Consider the following 16,939-nt stretch of genomic DNA (forward strand, 5'->3'; position numbering starts at 1 on the left):
CGCTGCACCATGCCAATTCCCCTCCGCTCCTCTTTCCTGCGGCGCCTTCGGGCCTGCCTTGTCGTGCCAGCGCTGCTGGCGGCCGCCTGCGCCCAGGCCGCAATCCCACCGTCCCAGCGCCAGTATCTGCTGGATTTTTATGCCGCCACCGGCGGGCCGGGCTGGACCACCCAGTCCGGCTGGGGCGGGGCGCCCGGCACCGAGTGCACCTGGTACGGGGTGGAGTGCGATGTGGGCGAGACCACCGTCACCGGCCTCTCGTTTCTCGGCAATGGGTTGGTCAACACCCCGCCGGGCACGCCGCTGCCGGACTGGGCGGCCCTGCCGGACCTCAAGACCATCAGCCTCGCCAATGCCAGCCTCTCCGGTCCTGTGCCGTCCATTGCCGGGCTGGCCCAGCTGGAGTTCTTCGGCGTGGGCGTCAACCAGTTCAGCGGCCCGCTGCCCGACCCCTCGGGGCTGCAGCATCTGCGGCGCTACATCGCCGTGCTCAATCAGTTCTCCGGCCCGCTTCCGCCCTTGACCAACCTGCCGGCCCTCGAGTGGTTTCTGGTGCGCGACAACCAGCTCACGGGCACCCTGCCGCCGCTCACGGGCATGCCTGCGCTGCAGATCCTCTCGGTGCAGGACAACCAGCTCACCGGCACCATTCCCGCTCTGCCGCCCGGGCTGCAGATCCTGGTGGTGAACCTGAACCAGTTCACGGGCGCGCTGCCCGCTGCGCCCAATTCGCTGCTGACCGGGCAGTCCATCGTCTGCCCCAACCCGCTGACGCCGCTGCCCAGCAACGACTGGGATGTTGCCACCGGGCAGACGCCCTGGCATGCCGAGTGCAACGGTGCGCCGCCCGCGCCGGCCACGCCGGTGCCCACGCTCGGCTCCGGGGCACTGGCGTTGCTGGCCCTGGCTGCGGGCGCGCTGGGGTGGCGCGCATCCCGGCGCAGGTCGGCTTAAGAGGCAAATTGGCCTCCAGCCGTTTGCTGATAAGCGCAAGCAGCTATTGATTTGATAGCGTTTCTGAGCCATCGGCGACTGCGCGTGCCGTGGGGCAGCGCCGCCACTCCTCCACCTCTTACCCTGGGAACCTCCATGCCACACCTGCGCAACCGCCGCGGCGCCTGGGCCGCTGTCCTTCTGGCCGGTGCCGCCGCCAGCTTGGGGGGCGGTGCCGTCGCCGCCCCCTTCGCCACCACGTACACCGGGACGATGTCGACCTCCGACTTTCCGGAAATCCAGAGCGGCCAGACCTATACCGTCACCTTCGTGTTCGACAACGGCGGCACTTCGGCCGCCGACCAGGTGTGGACTGCGGCGCACCTCACATGCACCATCTGGCGGATGAACGATGCACGCAACGTGGGGTTCGTGCAGGATCTGGTCCTCTCGCCGGCCTCGGCGGTCGCGGGCAGCGCCACCACCGACGGCGCCGGCGTGCTGACCGGCATGTACTCCGAGATCACGGGCGACCCGGTGGGCGCCTCGTTCAGCAGCAGCGGCGTCACGCACACCATGCCGGCCCACTGGTTTGCCAACAGTGTCAACGGCGTGTTTGCGGACGCCTCGCAGAACCGCAGCGTCAACGATGCCTCGGGCGGGGTGCAGATGCTGCAGCTGTCCCGCTGGAGTCCGCCCCAGCCTTATGCGGGGCCTTGCACCGCGGCCGTGCTGGCCCCGGGCGCCACGCCGGTGCCCACGCTGGGCGGGGTGTCGGGGGTGTTGCTGTCGGTGGCGCTCGCGGGCCTGGGCGCGGTGCGGCGGCGCCGGGCTTGAGGCGCCTGCGCCGTACCGCGGGCCGGCGCACTCACTCGTCGATGGAGGCGCTCCAGCGCGAGCCCCAGTGGCTGCTCGTGCCGCTGCCCTTGTTGCTGACCTTGTCGATGGCGCGCCGGTCGCGCTTGGTGGGGCGGCCTTCGTGCAAGGTGGCTGCGGGCTCGGGGGCCAGGCGCCGCTGCTCTGCCGCCTGTTCTCGGGCGGCGATGCTCTCGGGCGTTTCCTGGTACAGCTGCTGGGCAACGGGGGCGGGGCCGCGCGCGCCGCTCAGCCCCTGGACCACCACCGTGCGCGGCACGGTGCCCTGGCGCAGGGCCACCGTGTCGCCGCAGCGCAGGTCGCGCGCGGGCTTGGCCAATTGGCCGTTGACGGTGACCCGGCCGCGGGCGATCTCTTCGGCAGCCAGGCTGCGTGTCTTGTAGAAGCGGGCGCACCACAGCCATTTGTCCAGGCGCATGGTCTCCAGCGTGTTGTGGTTCATGCCGCCGATTGTGCCGCGTGGGCGCTGTCGGTGCTGTCAGCCGATGGCGCGGCCAGGGGCAGGCGCACCACCGCGTCCAGCCCCGTGACCCGGCCGCCAGCCATGCGGTTGGCCAGGGCAATGGTGCCGCCCAGGGCCTGCACGATCTCGTGGCAGATGGCCAGCCCCAGGCCGCTGCCGGTGCGCACGTCGCCGGCCGAGAAGGGCTGGAACAGCCGCGACGCCAGCTCGTCGTCAATGCCCGGTCCGTGGTCGCTGATGGTCAGCGCCAGGTGGTGCGTGTCGGTGCGCAGGTCCACGGTGAGCTCGCTGCCTTGCGGGGCGTGGCGCACTGCGTTGTGCAGCAGGTTGCGGCTGAGTTCCCGCAGCATCCATTCGTGCGCCACCACCTGGGCGGGCTCGGTGTGGATACCGAAGTCCAGGTCGCGCTGCGCGACCAGGGGCGAGATCTCCAGCGCCACGGCGCGCAGGATCTCGTCCAGCCGGGCCGCCGGCGGGGTGCTTTGCTGGCGCAGCTGTTCCACCTTGGCCAGTGCCAGCATCTGGTTGGCCAGCTGGGTGGCGCGGTCCACCGTGTCGCTGATCTCGTGCAGGGCCTGCGCGGGCTCCACGTCCCCCCGCAGGGCGGACTGCACCTGCGTCTTGAGCACAGCCAGCGGGGTGCGCAGCTGGTGCGACGCGTCGCGCACGAACCGCTTCTGGTGCCGCAGCAGGTGCCGCAGGCGCTGCATGACTTCGTTGGTGGCGTAGATCAGCGGCTGCAGCTCGCGCGGGGTGGACGGCGCGGCGATGGGGCTCAGGTCGCCCTCCCTGCGCCCCTGCAGTTGCAGGCTCAGCTGCCGCACGGGATGGATGGCCCGCTGCACGACCACGACCACGGTGAGCGCAATCACCGCAATCAGCAGGGCCTGGCGCAGCAGCGTGTTGCGCAGGATCTGCAGGGCCAGCGTTTCGCGCACCTCCAGGGTTTCCGCCACCTGGATCACGGCCATGGCCCGCCCCGTGGAGCTGGCCACGGGCTGCAGCAGCACGGCCACCCGCACGTCCCGGTCGCGAAAGCGCTCGTCATAAAAGTCCACCAGCGCCGCGTAGGGAGGCCGCATGGGAATCTGCCCGCGCCAGAAGGGCAGGTCCTCGAAGCCGGACACCAGCTCGCCTTGCAGGTTGGACACGCGGTAGTACATCTGGCTCTGGTTGTCCGCCTCAAAGGCCTCCAGGGCGGAATAGGGCACGATGGCGCGCAACTGCGCTGCATCGTCGTAGCCTTGCACGTCCAGCTGCTCGCTGATGCTCTTGGCGGACGCCAGCAGCGTACGGTCGTACGCCGTATTCAGGGATGCCAGGGTCTGCCGGTACAGGCTGAAGGTGTTGAACCCGATGAACAGCGCTACCGGCAGCAGAATGCCCAGCAGCAGCCGCCGGCGCAGCGAAGGGTGGCGCGGGGAGGGCGCTTGGCCGGTCATGCGTCCGTCCGCAGCAGGTAGCCCAGCCCGCGCAGCGTCATCAGCGTGAGGCCGGTGCCGGCCAGCTTCTTGCGCAGGCGGTAGACCACCACCTCGATGGCTTCGTACTGCACATCCAGCTGGCCGGGAAACACCAGTTCGTACAGCCGCTCCTTGCTGACGGCGTGGCCGGGCTGGGCGAGCAGGGCGTGCATCAGCGCCAGCTCGCGCGGCGTGAGTTCCATGACCTCCCCGTGCAGGTAGAGCGCGCCGCTGTCCTTGTCGTAGCGGATGGCGCCGATCTGCACGGTGCTGGGCGCGGCGGGCACACCAGAGGCCGGGTCCGCGCTGCGCCGCACCAGCGCACGCAGGCGGGCCTCCAGCTCGTCCAGGTCGAACGGCTTGGGCAGGTAGTCGTCCGCACCCGCGTTCAGCCCCAGGACCCGGTCGCCCACGGTGCCGCGCGCGGTCAGGATGAGCACGGGCGTGCGCAGGCCCCGGGCGCGGGCCTGCTGCAGCACCTGCAGCCCGTCCAGGCTGGGCAGGGTGAGGTCCAGCACCACCGCATCCGGCTGCAGGTCGGTCCATTGCGTGAGCGCCACGCGGCCGTCGCCGACCGCCGTCACCTCCATGCCCCGGCGCGACAGCGCGCGGTGCAGCGTGGCCTGCATGGTGGGGTCGTCTTCTACGAGGAGCAATTGCATGCGCGGGACCTTAGCACCGTCTCTCCGGGCGGCTGGCATGGGTGTTTTCCCTGAGTTCAAGGACAGCCGATTGACAGGCAGGGCGCGCATTATCGACAGGTTCGCCAACCGAAGGAGACACTATGCGTCGCGACATGTTTCTGAAATCCCTGGCCGCCATGGCTGCCGCCGGCGTGCTGCCGGTGTCGGCCCAGACGGCCCACGCTCTCAAGATGATGATTCCCGCCAATCCGGGCGGCGGCTGGGACACCACGGGCCGCGCGCTGGGCAAGGCCATGCAGGACGCAGGCGTCGCCTCGTCGGTGTCCTATGACAACAAAGGGGGCGCGGCCGGCGCCATCGGGCTGGCCCAGTTCGTGAACGCCAGCAAGGGCGATCCCAACGCATTGATGGTGATGGGCGCGGTCATGCTGGGCGGCATCATCACCGGCAAGCCGCCCGTGGGCCTGGACAAGGTCACGCCCCTGGCGCGCCTGACCAGCGAATACAACGTGTTCGTGCTGCCCGCCAATTCGCCTTTCAAGACCATGAAGGACGTGATCGACCAGCTCAAGAAGGACCCCGGCAGCGTGAAGTGGGGCGGCGGCTCGCGCGGCTCCACCGAGCACATCGCGGCCGCGATGATTGCCCGCGAGGTCGGCGTGGACCCGGCCAAGATCAACTACGTGGCGTTCCGTGGGGGCGGCGAGGCCACCGCGGCCATCCTGGGCGGCAATGTCACCGTGGGCGGCAGCGGCTACAGCGAGTTTGCCGAGTACATCTCCGCCGGCAAGATGCGCCCCGTGGGCGTGACGTCGGGCACCCGCCTCAAGGGGGTGAACGTGCCTACGCTCAAGGAGCAGGGCATCAACGTGGAGATCGGCAACTGGCGCGGCGTGTATGGCGCGCCCGGCATCTCTGGCGAGCAGCGCAAGGTGCTCATCGACGCGCTGGCCAAGACCTTCAAGCACAAGGCCTGGCAGGACGCCATGGAAAAGAACGGCTGGACGCCCGCCTGGATGGCCGGGGACGAGTTTGCCAACTTCGTGGACGCCGAATTCGCCAGCATGCGCGCCACGATGGCCAAGTCCGGAATGATCTGACCGCCGCGGCAGGCGGCAGGCGGCAGGCTCTTCGCAGGAAGGGCCGGCCTGCCGCGCGCCGGTGCGCGCGAAGGGAAAAACCATGACACAACAACAACCACAACACTCTTCACGCTCCAAGCCGCTGCAGACACTGGTCGGGCTGGGGCTGGTAGTGCTTTCGCTGCTGCTGGCCTGGGGCGCCAGCTCGGTCAGCTCCGAGGCGGGCTATGGCGGCGTGGGCCCGAACTTCTTTCCCTGGGTGATCAGCATTGCCGTGCTCGTCTGCGGCGTGCTCTGCGTGGTGCAGGCCCAGACCGGCGGATTCCGCGACCTGGAAGAGGGCTCGGGTGACCCGCGTGCCCACTGGAAGGGCTTTGTCTGGGTGTCTGCCGGGCTGCTGCTCAATGCGCTGCTCATCACCACCCTTGGCTTCATCCTGAGCTGTGCGCTGTGCTTCGTGCTGGCGGTGCGCGGCTTCAAGAGCTCCGAAGGAGAGCTGGACCTGCGCCTGCAGGCCTGGATCAAGGACTCCGCCATCGGCATCGCGGTGGCCGCGCCGGTGTACTGGATGTTCACGCAACTGCTGGCCATCAATCTGCCGGGCCTGACCAACACGGGGTGGCTGTAACCATGGAAACTTTGAACCTCCTGATGCAGGGTTTCATTACCGCTGCAACCCCCATCAACCTGCTGTGGGCCTTCGTGGGCTGCATGATCGGCACCGCCGTGGGCGTGCTGCCGGGCATTGGCCCGGCCGTGGCGGTGGCCATGCTGCTGCCCATCACCGTGAAGGTGGAAGCCACCGCGTCGATGATCTTCTTCGGCGGCATCTACTACGGCGCCATGTATGGCGGCTCCACCACCTCCATCCTGCTGAACACGCCGGGTGAGGCCGGCTCCATGGTCACGGCCATGGAGGGCAACAAGATGGCCAAGAACGGCCGCGCGGGCGCGGCGCTGGCGACGGCCGCCATCGGCTCGTTCGTGGCGGGAACCATCGCCACCGTGCTCGTCACCTTCTTTGCGCCGCTGGTGGCCGAATACGCGGTGCGCCTGGGGCCGCCCGAGTACTTCCTGCTGATGGTGCTGGCCTTCACCACCGTGAGCGCGGTGCTGGGCAAGAGCACGCTGCGCGGCATGGTGGCGCTGTTCGTGGGGCTGGCCATGGGCCTGGTCGGCATCGACCAGATCACCGGCCAGGCCCGCTACACCGGCGGCGTGCCCGAGCTGATGGACGGCATCGAGGTGGTGCTGATTGCCGTGGGCCTGTTTGCCGTGGGCGAGGCGCTGTACAACGTGATGTACGAAGGCCGCGTGGACGAAACGCAGAATCGCCTGACCAGCACCCACATGACCAAGGAAGAGTGGAAGCGCTCCTGGCCCGCATGGCTGCGCGCCACGGCCATCGGATTCCCCTTTGGCACCGTGCCCGCCGGTGGCAGCGAGATCCCGACCTTCCTGAGCTACGCCGCCGAAAAGAAGCTGAGCAAGCACAAGGAAGAGTTCGGCACCACCGGCGCCATCGAAGGCGTGGCCGGCCCCGAAGCCGCCAACAACGCGGCCATCACGGCCACGCTGATTCCGCTGCTCACGCTGGGCATCCCCACGTCCAACACCACGGCCATTCTGCTGGGGGCCTTCCAGAACTACGGCATCCAGCCCGGCCCGCAGTTGTTCGACACCAACGGCGCGCTGGTGTGGGCGCTCATCGCGTCGATGTACATCGGCAACGTGATGCTGCTGATCCTGAACCTGCCCATGATCGGGCTGTGGGTGAAGCTGCTGAACATTCCCAAGTCGTACCTGTACGCGGGCATCCTGGTGTTCTCTACGCTGGGCGTGTATGGCATGCGCCAGAGCGCGTTCGACCTGGTGCTGCTGTACGGGATCGGCCTGCTGGGCGTGGTGATGCGGCGCTTTGACTTCCCGTCCGCACCCGTCGTGGTGGGCATGATCCTGGGGCCGCTGGCCGAAGCGCAGATGCGCAACGCGGTGGCGATCGGCGAGGGCAGCTGGGGCATCTTCCTGCAGCGCCCGGGCTCGGTGACGCTCATCGTCATCATCCTGGCCGTGCTGGTCGTTCCGCGCCTGCTGCGCCACTGGGCGGCACGAAAGCTCGCGCTGGCGCAGACCTGACCGCAGCTCCGCAGGGAGTCCCTGAAAAACCGCGCTGCCACGGCGCGGTTTTTTACTTTTGGCACAGCTCTGCCGGCAGAAAGGGGCGGGCGCGGTTGCAAGCCAGACACCGGAGGCTTCATGCCTCCGGCGCCCTCCCCACCAAGGTGGCTTGCATTCTCGCAACGCCGCGCATCGTATCATAGAATGCGAATCGTTCTTATTTGAGAGGTGGCGCATGCAATCACTTCCGCAGGAGTTTCTGGTGCTGTGCCGCCAATTGGGCGATGTGCAAAAGCGCTGCAGTGCCACCGTCGCCGCGCAGGCCGCGCAGATTGAGGCCTTGCAGGCCCAGGTGCTGCGCTTGCGTGCCCAAGTGGTGTTGCGGGACACGCGCCTGGCCATGGTGCAGGACGAAATAGTGCAGCTGCGCCAAGCCCACCCCGGCCTGCCACGCCGCCAGGCCATGGCCCGCCACATCACGGCGCTGGCCGAGCGCATTGCCAGCCTGTCGCGCGAATGCCTGCGTTGGCGGCTGGCTGCGCAGGCGGACCACAGCGCGGACGCGCGTGCAGCGCAGACGAGCGATCTGGCGCCGGAGCTTTCACGCGCACCCGGCGGGGCCGACGCGCTGGCCGCGCCCAGCGGGGCGGGGCGCGCGCCGCTCCACAGCAACACGGAAACCGCCTTGGACATGGACCTGGCCGCCGCGGACCTGGTCATCTGCCAGACCGGCTGCATCGGCCACGACGACTACTGGCGCGTGCAGGACCACTGCCGGCGCACCGGCAAGGCCTGCCTGCTGGTGGACCAGAGCCTGGCGGCGCGGCAGGCCGACGTGCTGGTCAGCTGGGCCCCTGCACTCGCGCCCCGCGTGGCGGGTGGGAAAGATTTGGAGCAAAAACAGGGTGCAGCGCTGGATGGATAAGCGCAAGCAGCTATCAAAAACATAGCTGCTAGTGTGGGTGCGCGCCCGCCCCGACCGCCGCCCGCGCCGCGCTACCATCGCCCCATGCCCATGCTTGCCGACGACGCCCCCGCCCTGCCGCTGGATGCCCAGGGCATTCTGGAGCTGGCGGCACGCTCCATGTTCCAGCTGTTCTCCAGCGTCAGCCAGGGCATGTTCCTGGTGGACCGCAGCGGGCGCATCGTGTGGGTGAACGAGGGGTACCAGCGCTTTCTGCCCGACCTGGGCTTTTCGTCGGTGGACCAGTTCGTGGGCCGCATGGTGGAGGAGGTCATTCCCAACACCCAGATGCGCCGGGTGCTCGACACCGGCCAGCCCGTGCTGATCGACCTGCTCACCAACAAGGCCGGCACGTTCGTGGTCAGCCGCATCCCGCTGCGCGACGATGCCGACCGCGTGATCGGCGCCATCGGCATCGTGCTGTTCGACCACCCGGAGACCACGCTGCAGCCGCTGATCAGCAAGTTTGCGCTCCTGCAGCGCGACCTGGACGACGCGCGCCGCGAGCTGGCCCGCCAGCGCAACCGCACCCTGGCCGCAGCGGCCGAGGGCGAGCGGCGCGCCAAATACACGTTTGCCAGCTTCATCGGCTCCAGCCCGGCGGCCGCCGAGGTCAAGCGCCAGGCGCGCCGCGCCGCACAGTCGCAAAGCCCGGTGCTGCTGCTGGGCGAGACCGGCACCGGCAAAGAGCTGCTGGCCCATGCGATCCACGCCGCGTCCAGCCGCGCGAGCGGCCCGTTCGTCAGCGTGAACATCGCCGCCGTGCCCGACACGCTGCTGGAGGCCGAGTTCTTTGGCGTGGCCCCGGGCGCCTACACCGGCGCCGACCGCAAGGGCCGCGACGGCAAGTTCAAGCTGGCGGACGGCGGCACGCTGTTCCTCGACGAAATCGGCGACATGCCGCAGAGCCTGCAGGCCAAGCTGCTGCGCGCGCTGCAGGAGGGCGAGATCGAGCCGCTGGGCAGCAACAAGCTCGTGCCCTTCAACGTGCGCATCCTGGCGGCCACTTCGCGCGACCTCTCGGCGCTGGTGCGCGATGGCCGCTTCCGCGAAGACCTGTTCTACCGCCTGCACGTGCTGCCCGTGCGCGTGCCGCCGCTGCGCGCGCGGCGCAGCGACATCCCCGCGCTGGTGGAGGCGCTGGGCGAGGACCTGGCCCTGCGCAATGGCACGCCCCCGGCCGAGCTGCTGCCCGACGCCATGGCCCTGCTGGCCGGCCAGCCCTGGCGCGGCAACATCCGCGAGCTGCGCAACGTGCTGGAGCAGGCCGTGATGCGCAGCGACTCGCAATCCATCGACGCCGCGCAGCTCGAGCGCATCCTGCGCGAGGCCGGCGTGGAGCCCGCCGCCCCGGCGCCCGTGCAGGACCCCGGCCCCGCCACCGAGGCCGAGGACGAAAGCCGCTACCTGCGCCCCCTGGCCGAACAGGTGGCCGAGCTGGAACGCAAGGCCATTGCCGCGGCCATGAAAGCGCACGGCGGCAACAAATTGGCCACCGCCCGGCAACTGGGCATCTCGCGGGCGACGCTGTATGGACGTCTGGAAAACCCTGATTAAATTTCAGACACTTGTCTGAATTTTTGGCAATATGGTTGTTTGAAATTTGGACAATTGTTTCCGCTGCAGCCCACGGCTGCCAGGCAAATCAAGCACTTAGCGGCTGGCACAAACCGTGCGATGTCCAGGCACCACTACAAGGAGACTCCGCATGCACCGTCGCACCCTGGTTGCCCTGGCCACCGCTGCCGTTACCGCCGCCACGATTTCCGCCCCGGCATTTGCACAGGCGTCCGGCGAGATCCGCATCGCCCACATCTACAGCAAGACCGGCCCGCTGGAAGCCTATGGCAAGCAGACGCAAACGGGCCTGCTGATGGGCCTGAACTACGCCACCGGCGGCACCATGGCCGTGGGCGGCAAGAAGATCGTCGTGATCGAGAAGGACGACCAAGGCAAGCCCGACCTGGGCAAGAGCCTGCTGGCCTCGGCCTACTCGGACGACAAGGCCGACATCGCCGTCGGCCCCACCTCCAGCGGCGTGGCGCTGGCGCTGCTGCCGGTGGCCGAGGAGTACAAGAAGATCCTGCTGGTGGAACCCGCCGTGGCCGACGCGATCACGGGCGACAAGTGGAACAAGTACATCTTCCGCACGGGCCGCAACAGCAGTCAGGATGCGATCTCCAATGCCGTGGCCATCGACAAGCCCGGCGTCACGGTGGCCACGCTGGCACAGGACTATGCTTTCGGCCGCGACGGCGTGAAGGCCTTCAAGGACGCGCTCAAGAGCGCCAAGCTCGTCCATGAGGAGTACCTGCCCACCACCACCACCGACTTCACCGCCGGTGCCCAGCGCCTGATCGACAAGCTCAAGGACCAGCCCGGCCGCAAGATCATCTTCATCATCTGGGCTGGCGCGGGCAACCCGTTCAAGATCGCCGACCTGGACCTCAAGCGCTATGGCATCGAGATCGCCACGGGCGGCAACATCCTGCCCGCCATGTCGGCCTACAAGAACTTCCCCGGCATGGAAGGCGCCACCTACTACTACTTCGGCATTCCCAAGAACCCGGTGAACGAAGCCATGGTGGCCGCGCACTACAAGGAGTTCAAGGCACCGCCGGACTTCTTCACCGCCGGCGGCTTCAGCTCGGCCATGGCGCTGGTCACGGCCCTCAAGGCGACCAACGGCGACACCAACACCAACAAGCTCATCAAGACCATGGAGGGCATGAGCTTTGACACGCCCAAGGGCAAGATGACCTTCCGCAAGGAAGACCACCAGGCCCTGCAGAGCATGTACCACTTCAAGATCAAGGTGGACCCGGCGTTTGCCTGGGGCGTGCCCGAGCTGGTGCGCGAGATCAAGCCCGAAGAGATGAACGTGCCCATCCGCAACAAGCGGTAATCGGCACGTCGGTTTTGCGAGGCCTGGCGGGCAGGGCGTGTGAGCGCCCTGCCCACGCCGGGGAACATCCCGCGGGGGCGGCCGCCCCTTTTTTTCAGCACGTTGAAGGACGAACTTCCGGATGACACGGAGGCTGGGTCGGTTTTTCTCAAAATTATTTGGAGACAAGACAACATGGCTTTCCATTTCATCCGGGCCGCAGCCACAGGGGCCGCTTTTGCCCTGTGCGCCGCGGGCGGCGCGCACGCCGCCGTCAACCTTCCTGCGCTCAAGATCGACAAGACGCAGACCACCGTGTCCGGCCTGTCGGCCGGCGGCTTCATGGCCGTGCAGCTGCACGTGGCGTACTCGGCCACCTTTGCCAAGGGCGTGGGCGTGGTGGCGGGCGGGCCGTTCTATTGCGCTGAGGGCTCCATCGTCAACGCCACCGGGCGCTGCATGGCCAGTCCCGCAGGCATCCCCACCAGCACGCTGGTGAGTACCACCAACACCTGGGCCAGCCAGGGCGCCATCGACCCGGTGGCCAACCTGCAGAACTCCCGGGTCTACCTGTTCTCCGGCACGCTCGACAGCGTGGTCAAGACCGGCGTGATGGATGCGCTGCGCACCTACTACGGCAGCTTCGTGCCAGCGGCCAACGTGGTCTACAAGAAGGACATTGCGGCCGAGCACGCCATGGTGACGGACGACTACGGCAACGCCTGCTCCACCAAGGGCGCGCCCTACATCAGCAACTGCAACTTCGACCTGGCCGGCGCCATGCTGCAGCACCTGTACGGCCCGCTCAACGCGCGCACCAGCGCCACGCTGCCGGCCGGCAACTTTGTGGAGTTCAACCAGGGCCCGTTCATCACCAACCACGGCATGGCCACCACGGGCTGGGCCTACATCCCGCAGGCCTGCCAGGCGGGCGGCAGCGCCACCTGCAAGCTGCACGTGGTGCTGCACGGCTGCAAGCAGAACATCAGCGACGTGCAGCAGCAGTACGTGCGCAACACTGGCTACAACCGCTGGGCCGAGACCAACAACATCGTGATGCTGTACCCGCAGACCAGCACGGCGGCCACCAACAGCTGCTTTGACTGGTGGGGCTACGACAGCGCCAACTACGCCAAGAAGTCCGGCCCGCAGATGGCGGCCATCAAGGCCATGGTGGACCAGATTTCGTCCGGCGGCGGCACGACCAACCCGCCCGACCCGGTGCTGCCTGCCCCCACGGGCGTGAGCACCTCGGGCGCCACGGCCAGCAGCATGACCATCGGCTGGAACGCCGTGGCCGGCGCGGCCAGCTACAACGTGTACCGCAACGGCAACAAGACCAATGCGCTGCCGGTCACGGCCACCAGCTTCACCGACACGGGCCTGGCCGCCTCCACCACCTTCAGCTGGACGGTGCGCGCGGCCGACGCCAATGGCACGGAAGGCACCGCATCCGCCCCCGCCTCGGGCACCACGCTGGCGGCGTCGGGCGGCGGCACCGGCACCTGCACCACCGCCAGCAACTACGCGCACACCCTGGCCGGGCGGGCGTATGCGTACCTGGGCTTTGCGTATGCGCTGGGGTCCAATGAAGGCATGGGCTGGTGGAATGTGTTCACCACCACCACCCTGAAGCAGACCGGCCCGAATTACTACGTTGTGGGCACCTGTCCCTGACCTCCCGGGCCGCTGGCAAAGGCGCGGCGGCCCATCCACCAAGACCGTGAAAGTGAAACACCACCCATGAGCACCTTGGCCACCAAGGACTTGACCATCCGCTTCGGCGGCCACGTGGCGGTCAATGGCGTGACCTGCTCCTTTGAGCCGGGCACGCTGACCGCCATCGTGGGCCCCAACGGTGCGGGCAAGACCACGTACTTCAATCTCATCTCGGGCCAGCTCAGGGCCACCAGCGGCAGCGTCACGCTGGGCGGGCAGGACCTCACGGGGCAGCCGCCTTCGGCCCGCACGCGCGCGGGCCTGGGCCGGGCGTTTCAGCTCACCAACCTGTTTCCCAACCTGTCGGTGCTGGAAAACGTGCGCCTGGCCGTGCAGGCTACGCAGGGTGGCAAGCACCGCCGCGGCCTGAACCTGTGGAGCATCTGGAGCGACCACCGCGCGCTGACGGAGCGGGCCGAATCCATCCTGCGCAGCGTGGCCATGTTCGAGCGGCGCGACACCCCCGTGGCCAGCCTGCCGCACGGCGACCAGCGCAAGCTCGAAGTAGCGCTGCTCATGGCGCTGGAGCCGCAGGTGTACATGTTTGACGAGCCCACTGCCGGCATGAGCCACGACGAGGCGCCCGTGATCCTGAACCTGATCCGCGAGCTGAAGAAGGACAAGACCAAGATCATCCTGCTGGTGGAGCACAAGATGGACGTGGTGCGCGAGCTGGCCGACCGCATCATCGTGCTGACCAACGGCACCCTGGTGGCCGACGGCGTGCCCGCCGAGGTGATCGCATCGCCCGTGGTGCAAGAGGCCTACCTGGGCGTGAGCAAGGAGGCCGCAGCATGAGCACCACCACCACCCACAACAACACCGCCAACCTGCTCGAACTCAAGGGCGTGCACACCCACATTGGCGCCTACCACATCCTGCACGGCGTCGATCTGGCCGTGCCCAGGGGCCAGCTCACCATGCTGCTAGGCCGCAACGGCGCGGGCAAGACGACCACGCTGCGCACCATCATGGGCCTGTGGCATGCCTCGCAGGGCAGCATCCACTTCGGTGGCAAAGACATCACCGCGCTGAACACCCCGGCCATCGCCGGCCTGAACATCGCCTACGTGCCCGAGAACATGGGCATCTTTGCCGACCTGACGGTGAAGGAAAACATGCTGCTGGCCGCCCGCCGGGCCAGCCATGCCGCGCAGATGGACGAGGCGCGGCTGCAGTGGATCTTCAAGCTCTTCCCGGCCGTGGAGAAGTTCTGGAACCACCCGGCCGGCAAGCTCAGCGGCGGCCAGAAGCAGATGGTGGCCGTCAGCCGCGCCATCGTGGAGCCGCGCGATCTGCTCATCGTGGACGAGCCCAGCAAGGGCCTGGCGCCCGCCATCATCAACAACATGATCGAGGCGTTCGACCAGCTCAAGAAGAGCGGCGTGACCATCCTGCTTGTCGAGCAGAACATCAACTTCGCCAAGCGACTGGGCGACACCGTGGCCGTGATGGACAACGGGCAGGTGGTGCACGCGGGCAGCATGGCCGCGCTGGCCGAAGACGAAGCATTGCAGCGCTCGCTGCTGGGGTTGGCGCTATGAGTCGTTCATCCAATTTCAAGGCTTTTTGGCCTCTGGCCCTTGGTGGACAAGCGCAAGCAGCTATCAAAAACAGAGTGGAAGGATTCGCAGCATGAGCGCCGCCCGTGATTTCGACTGGAAGCCGCTGGCCCTGGTGCCGGCGCTGGCGCTGCTGGTGCTGCCCTTCGTGGGCTCGCCCAGCACCTGGCTCACGCTCACGGTGGCGGGGCTGGCCATGGGCATGATCATCTTCATCATTGCCTCGGGCCTGACGCTGGTGTTCGGCCTCATGGACGTGCTGAACTTCGGCCACGGCGTGTTCATCGCACTGGGCGCCTTCGTGGCCACCAGCGTGCTGGGCGCCATGGGCGACTACACGCAAAGCACCGAGCTGTGGCGCAACCTGCTGGCCGTGCTGCCCGCCATGGTGGTGGCCATGGCCGTGGCGGGGGCCGTGGGCCTGGCGTTCGAGCGCTTCATCGTGCGGCCGGTGTACGGCCAGCACTTGAAGCAGATCCTCATCACCATGGGCGGCATGATCATTGGCGAGGAGTTCATCAAGGTCATCTGGGGCCCCGCGCAGATCCCGCTGCCGCTGCCCGAGGGCATGCGCGGCTCGCTGCTGGTGGGCGACGCCGCCATCGAGAAGTACCGCCTCATCGCCGTGGTGGTGGGCCTGGTGGTGTTCGGCGTGCTGGCCTGGACGCTGTCGCGCACTAAGGTCGGCCTGCTCATCCGCGCCGGCGTGCAGGACCGCGAGATGGTCGAGAGCCTGGGCTACCGCATCCGCCGCCTGTTCGTGGGCGTGTTCGTGGTGGGCTCGGCCCTGGCCGGCCTGGGCGGCGTGATGTGGGGGCTGTACCAGCAGAACGTGGTGCCGCAGATGGGCGCGCAGGTCAACGTGCTGATCTTCATCGTCATCATCATCGGCGGCCTGGGCAGCACGGGCGGCGCGCTCATCGGTGCGCTGCTGGTGGGGCTGATGGCCAACTACACCGGCTTCCTGGCGCCCAAGGTGGCGCTGTTCTCCAACATCGCGCTGATGGTGGCCATTCTTTTGTGGCGCCCCCAAGGCGTATACCCGGTCGCCAATCGCTGATGAGGAGCCGACTGACATGCTGAACCGACTTCTCTCTGGCGACTACCCGCGCAGCAAGGTGCTGGCGGTGATCCTGGTGGCCATCTTCCTGGGCCTGGCTTTCGCGCCGTTCGTGTTTCCGGGCGTCAAGGCGCTGTCCGTGGCGGCCAAGGTGCTGATCTTCGTGGTGCTGGTGGCCAGCTTTGACCTGCTGCTGGGCTACACGGGCATCGTGAGCTTTGCGCACACCATGTTCTTCGGCATCGGGGCGTATGGCATTGCGGTGGCCACCACGCGCATGGGGCCCACGTGGTCGGCGCTGGCGGTGGGCCTGGCCGGCGCGCTGGTGCTGTCACTGCTGCTGTCGCTGGCCGTGGGGCTGTTCTCGCTGCGCGTGCGGGCCATCTTCTTCGCCATGATCACGCTGGCCGTGGCGGCCGCGTTCCAGACGCTGGCCTCGCAGCTGTCGGACATCACGGGCGGCGAGGACGGCCTGACCTTCAAGGTGCCCGAGATCCTCTCGCCCAGCTTCGAGCCGTTTGACGACCCGTTCCTGGGCGTCACCCTCGACGGGCGCCTGATCTGCTACTACCTGCTGTTCGTCGCCGCCGTCGCGCTGGTGCTGGCCTTGCTGCGCATCGTGAACTCGCCCTTCGGCCGCGTGCTGCAGGCCATCCGCGAGAACGAGTTCCGCGCCGAGGCCATCGGCTACCGCGTGGTGGTGTACCGCACCACGTCCAGCGTGCTGTCGGCGTTGTTCGCCACGCTGGCGGGCGCGATGCTCGCGCTCTGGCTGCGCTACAACGGGCCGGACACCTCGCTCAGCTTCGAAATCATGATGGACTGCCTGCTCATCGTGGTGATTGGCGGCATGGGCACGATCTACGGCTCGGCCATCGGCGCCGTGCTGTTCCTGGTGGCGCAAAGCTACCTGCAGGACCTGCTGCGCCTGGGCAGCGAGGCCGCGGCCGGGTTGCCCTGGCTGTCCGCCGTGCTGTCCCCCGACCGCTGGCTGCTGTGGCTGGGCGTGCTGTTTGTTCTGTCGGTGTATTACTTCCCCACCGGTGTGGTGGGGCGCCTGCGCGCGGCAGCGGCGCGCAGAGCGGCCTGAGGGGCGCGCGAGAACCCGCAGGACAAGAAGGAAGGAAGAGGGAGCCGGTGCGCACCATTCACGCCAGAGGAACGGGCCGCC

General features: G+C 68.0%; 16 protein-coding genes. 13 read left to right on the forward strand and 3 right to left on the reverse strand.

Features of this window, described 5'->3' with window-relative positions:
* Window positions 1-9 precede the first annotated feature (9 nt).
* Together LWW96_RS05490 and LWW96_RS05495 are read left to right on the forward strand one after the other, a co-directional pair.
* Window positions 10-954 (forward strand): IPTL-CTERM sorting domain-containing protein, encoded by a 945-nt coding sequence (locus LWW96_RS05490; protein WP_291484816.1) that lies wholly within the window; start codon window positions 10-12, stop codon window positions 952-954.
* A gap of 135 nt (window positions 955-1,089) precedes the next feature.
* Window positions 1,090-1,770, forward strand: a complete 681-nt coding sequence (locus tag LWW96_RS05495; RefSeq protein WP_291484818.1) for a hypothetical protein — start codon at window positions 1,090-1,092, stop codon at window positions 1,768-1,770.
* Between the two features lie 31 nt (window positions 1,771-1,801).
* On the opposite strand, the gene LWW96_RS05500 is transcribed toward LWW96_RS05495, so the two are convergent.
* Genes LWW96_RS05500 through LWW96_RS05510 form a run of 3 tightly spaced genes read right to left on the reverse strand, consistent with a single transcriptional unit; the run spans window position 1,802 to window position 4,436 of the window.
* On the reverse strand, window positions 1,802-2,251 hold the full coding sequence (locus LWW96_RS05500; RefSeq protein ID WP_291484820.1) for a S4 domain-containing protein: 450 nt from the start codon (window positions 2,249-2,251) through the stop codon (window positions 1,802-1,804).
* The gene (locus LWW96_RS05505; RefSeq protein WP_291484821.1) at window positions 2,248-3,714 is read right to left on the reverse strand and encodes a sensor histidine kinase; all 1,467 of its coding nucleotides are present in this window, start codon (window positions 3,712-3,714) and stop codon (window positions 2,248-2,250) included. The genes LWW96_RS05500 and LWW96_RS05505 overlap by 4 nt, the downstream gene beginning before the upstream one ends.
* Window positions 3,711-4,436 (reverse strand): response regulator transcription factor, encoded by a 726-nt coding sequence (locus tag LWW96_RS05510; protein WP_291484822.1) that lies wholly within the window; start codon window positions 4,434-4,436, stop codon window positions 3,711-3,713. Before LWW96_RS05510 ends, LWW96_RS05505 begins: the two co-directional genes overlap by 4 nt.
* 83 nt (window positions 4,437-4,519) lie before the next feature.
* Between LWW96_RS05510 and LWW96_RS05515 the strand changes: the two genes are divergently transcribed.
* The 11 genes from LWW96_RS05515 (at window position 4,520) to LWW96_RS05565 (ending at window position 16,858) form a co-directional block, all read left to right on the forward strand.
* On the forward strand, window positions 4,520-5,479 hold the full coding sequence (locus LWW96_RS05515) for a tripartite tricarboxylate transporter substrate-binding protein (protein WP_291484823.1): 960 nt from the start codon (window positions 4,520-4,522) through the stop codon (window positions 5,477-5,479).
* 82 nt (window positions 5,480-5,561) lie between these two features.
* The gene (locus LWW96_RS05520; RefSeq protein ID WP_291484824.1) at window positions 5,562-6,089 is read left to right on the forward strand and encodes a tripartite tricarboxylate transporter TctB family protein; all 528 of its coding nucleotides are present in this window, start codon (window positions 5,562-5,564) and stop codon (window positions 6,087-6,089) included.
* A gap of 2 nt (window positions 6,090-6,091) precedes the next feature.
* On the forward strand, window positions 6,092-7,597 hold the full coding sequence (locus LWW96_RS05525) for a tripartite tricarboxylate transporter permease (RefSeq protein ID WP_291484826.1): 1,506 nt from the start codon (window positions 6,092-6,094) through the stop codon (window positions 7,595-7,597).
* Window positions 7,598-7,814: 217 nt separating this feature from the next.
* Window positions 7,815-8,504, forward strand: a complete 690-nt coding sequence (locus tag LWW96_RS05530) for a DUF2325 domain-containing protein (RefSeq protein ID WP_291484828.1) — start codon at window positions 7,815-7,817, stop codon at window positions 8,502-8,504.
* 84 nt (window positions 8,505-8,588) lie between these two features.
* Window positions 8,589-10,100, forward strand: coding sequence for a sigma 54-interacting transcriptional regulator (locus LWW96_RS05535; RefSeq protein ID WP_291484829.1), 1,512 nt, complete (start codon window positions 8,589-8,591; stop codon window positions 10,098-10,100).
* A gap of 151 nt (window positions 10,101-10,251) precedes the next feature.
* A complete protein-coding gene (locus LWW96_RS05540) occupies window positions 10,252-11,448 on the forward strand; it encodes a substrate-binding domain-containing protein (RefSeq protein WP_291484831.1) in 1,197 nt (398 codons plus the stop codon).
* Window positions 11,449-11,622: 174 nt separating this feature from the next.
* Entirely contained in the window at window positions 11,623-13,104 is a 1,482-nt protein-coding gene (locus tag LWW96_RS05545) for a PHB depolymerase family esterase (RefSeq protein ID WP_291484833.1), read from the forward strand.
* 66 nt (window positions 13,105-13,170) lie between these two features.
* Window positions 13,171-13,944, forward strand: coding sequence for an ABC transporter ATP-binding protein (locus LWW96_RS05550; RefSeq protein WP_291484835.1), 774 nt, complete (start codon window positions 13,171-13,173; stop codon window positions 13,942-13,944).
* On the forward strand, window positions 13,941-14,690 hold the full coding sequence (locus LWW96_RS05555) for an ABC transporter ATP-binding protein (protein ID WP_291484837.1): 750 nt from the start codon (window positions 13,941-13,943) through the stop codon (window positions 14,688-14,690). The genes LWW96_RS05550 and LWW96_RS05555 overlap by 4 nt, the downstream gene beginning before the upstream one ends.
* Window positions 14,691-14,781: 91 nt before the next feature.
* Window positions 14,782-15,768, forward strand: coding sequence for a branched-chain amino acid ABC transporter permease (locus tag LWW96_RS05560; protein WP_291484839.1), 987 nt, complete (start codon window positions 14,782-14,784; stop codon window positions 15,766-15,768).
* Between the two features lie 16 nt (window positions 15,769-15,784).
* Window positions 15,785-16,858 (forward strand): branched-chain amino acid ABC transporter permease, encoded by a 1,074-nt coding sequence (locus tag LWW96_RS05565; RefSeq protein WP_291484840.1) that lies wholly within the window; start codon window positions 15,785-15,787, stop codon window positions 16,856-16,858.
* Window positions 16,859-16,939: the final 81 nt, after the last annotated feature.

Origin of the sequence: Acidovorax sp., from assembly GCF_021287135.1 — a bacterium.
Taxonomy (GTDB): Bacteria; Pseudomonadota; Gammaproteobacteria; order Burkholderiales; family Burkholderiaceae_C; genus Acidovorax.

Bases quoted from the DNA above. Each gene is read 5' to 3' on its own strand.
- LWW96_RS05490 (WP_291484816.1), top strand. From the start codon at position 10: ATGCCAATTCCCCTCCGCTCCTCTTTCCTGCGGCGCCTTCGGGCCTGC.
- LWW96_RS05495 (WP_291484818.1), top strand. From the start codon at position 1,090: ATGCCACACCTGCGCAACCGCCGCGGCGCCTGGGCCGCTGTCCTTCTG.
- LWW96_RS05500 (WP_291484820.1), bottom strand. From the start codon at position 2,251: ATGAACCACAACACGCTGGAGACCATGCGCCTGGACAAATGGCTGTGG.
- LWW96_RS05505 (WP_291484821.1), bottom strand. From the start codon at position 3,714: ATGACCGGCCAAGCGCCCTCCCCGCGCCACCCTTCGCTGCGCCGGCGG.
- LWW96_RS05510 (WP_291484822.1), bottom strand. From the start codon at position 4,436: ATGCCAGCCGCCCGGAGAGACGGTGCTAAGGTCCCGCGCATGCAATTG.
- LWW96_RS05515 (WP_291484823.1), top strand. From the start codon at position 4,520: ATGCGTCGCGACATGTTTCTGAAATCCCTGGCCGCCATGGCTGCCGCC.
- LWW96_RS05520 (WP_291484824.1), top strand. From the start codon at position 5,562: ATGACACAACAACAACCACAACACTCTTCACGCTCCAAGCCGCTGCAG.
- LWW96_RS05525 (WP_291484826.1), top strand. From the start codon at position 6,092: ATGGAAACTTTGAACCTCCTGATGCAGGGTTTCATTACCGCTGCAACC.
- LWW96_RS05530 (WP_291484828.1), top strand. From the start codon at position 7,815: ATGCAATCACTTCCGCAGGAGTTTCTGGTGCTGTGCCGCCAATTGGGC.
- LWW96_RS05535 (WP_291484829.1), top strand. From the start codon at position 8,589: ATGCCCATGCTTGCCGACGACGCCCCCGCCCTGCCGCTGGATGCCCAG.
- LWW96_RS05540 (WP_291484831.1), top strand. From the start codon at position 10,252: ATGCACCGTCGCACCCTGGTTGCCCTGGCCACCGCTGCCGTTACCGCC.
- LWW96_RS05545 (WP_291484833.1), top strand. From the start codon at position 11,623: ATGGCTTTCCATTTCATCCGGGCCGCAGCCACAGGGGCCGCTTTTGCC.
- LWW96_RS05550 (WP_291484835.1), top strand. From the start codon at position 13,171: ATGAGCACCTTGGCCACCAAGGACTTGACCATCCGCTTCGGCGGCCAC.
- LWW96_RS05555 (WP_291484837.1), top strand. From the start codon at position 13,941: ATGAGCACCACCACCACCCACAACAACACCGCCAACCTGCTCGAACTC.
- LWW96_RS05560 (WP_291484839.1), top strand. From the start codon at position 14,782: ATGAGCGCCGCCCGTGATTTCGACTGGAAGCCGCTGGCCCTGGTGCCG.
- LWW96_RS05565 (WP_291484840.1), top strand. From the start codon at position 15,785: ATGCTGAACCGACTTCTCTCTGGCGACTACCCGCGCAGCAAGGTGCTG.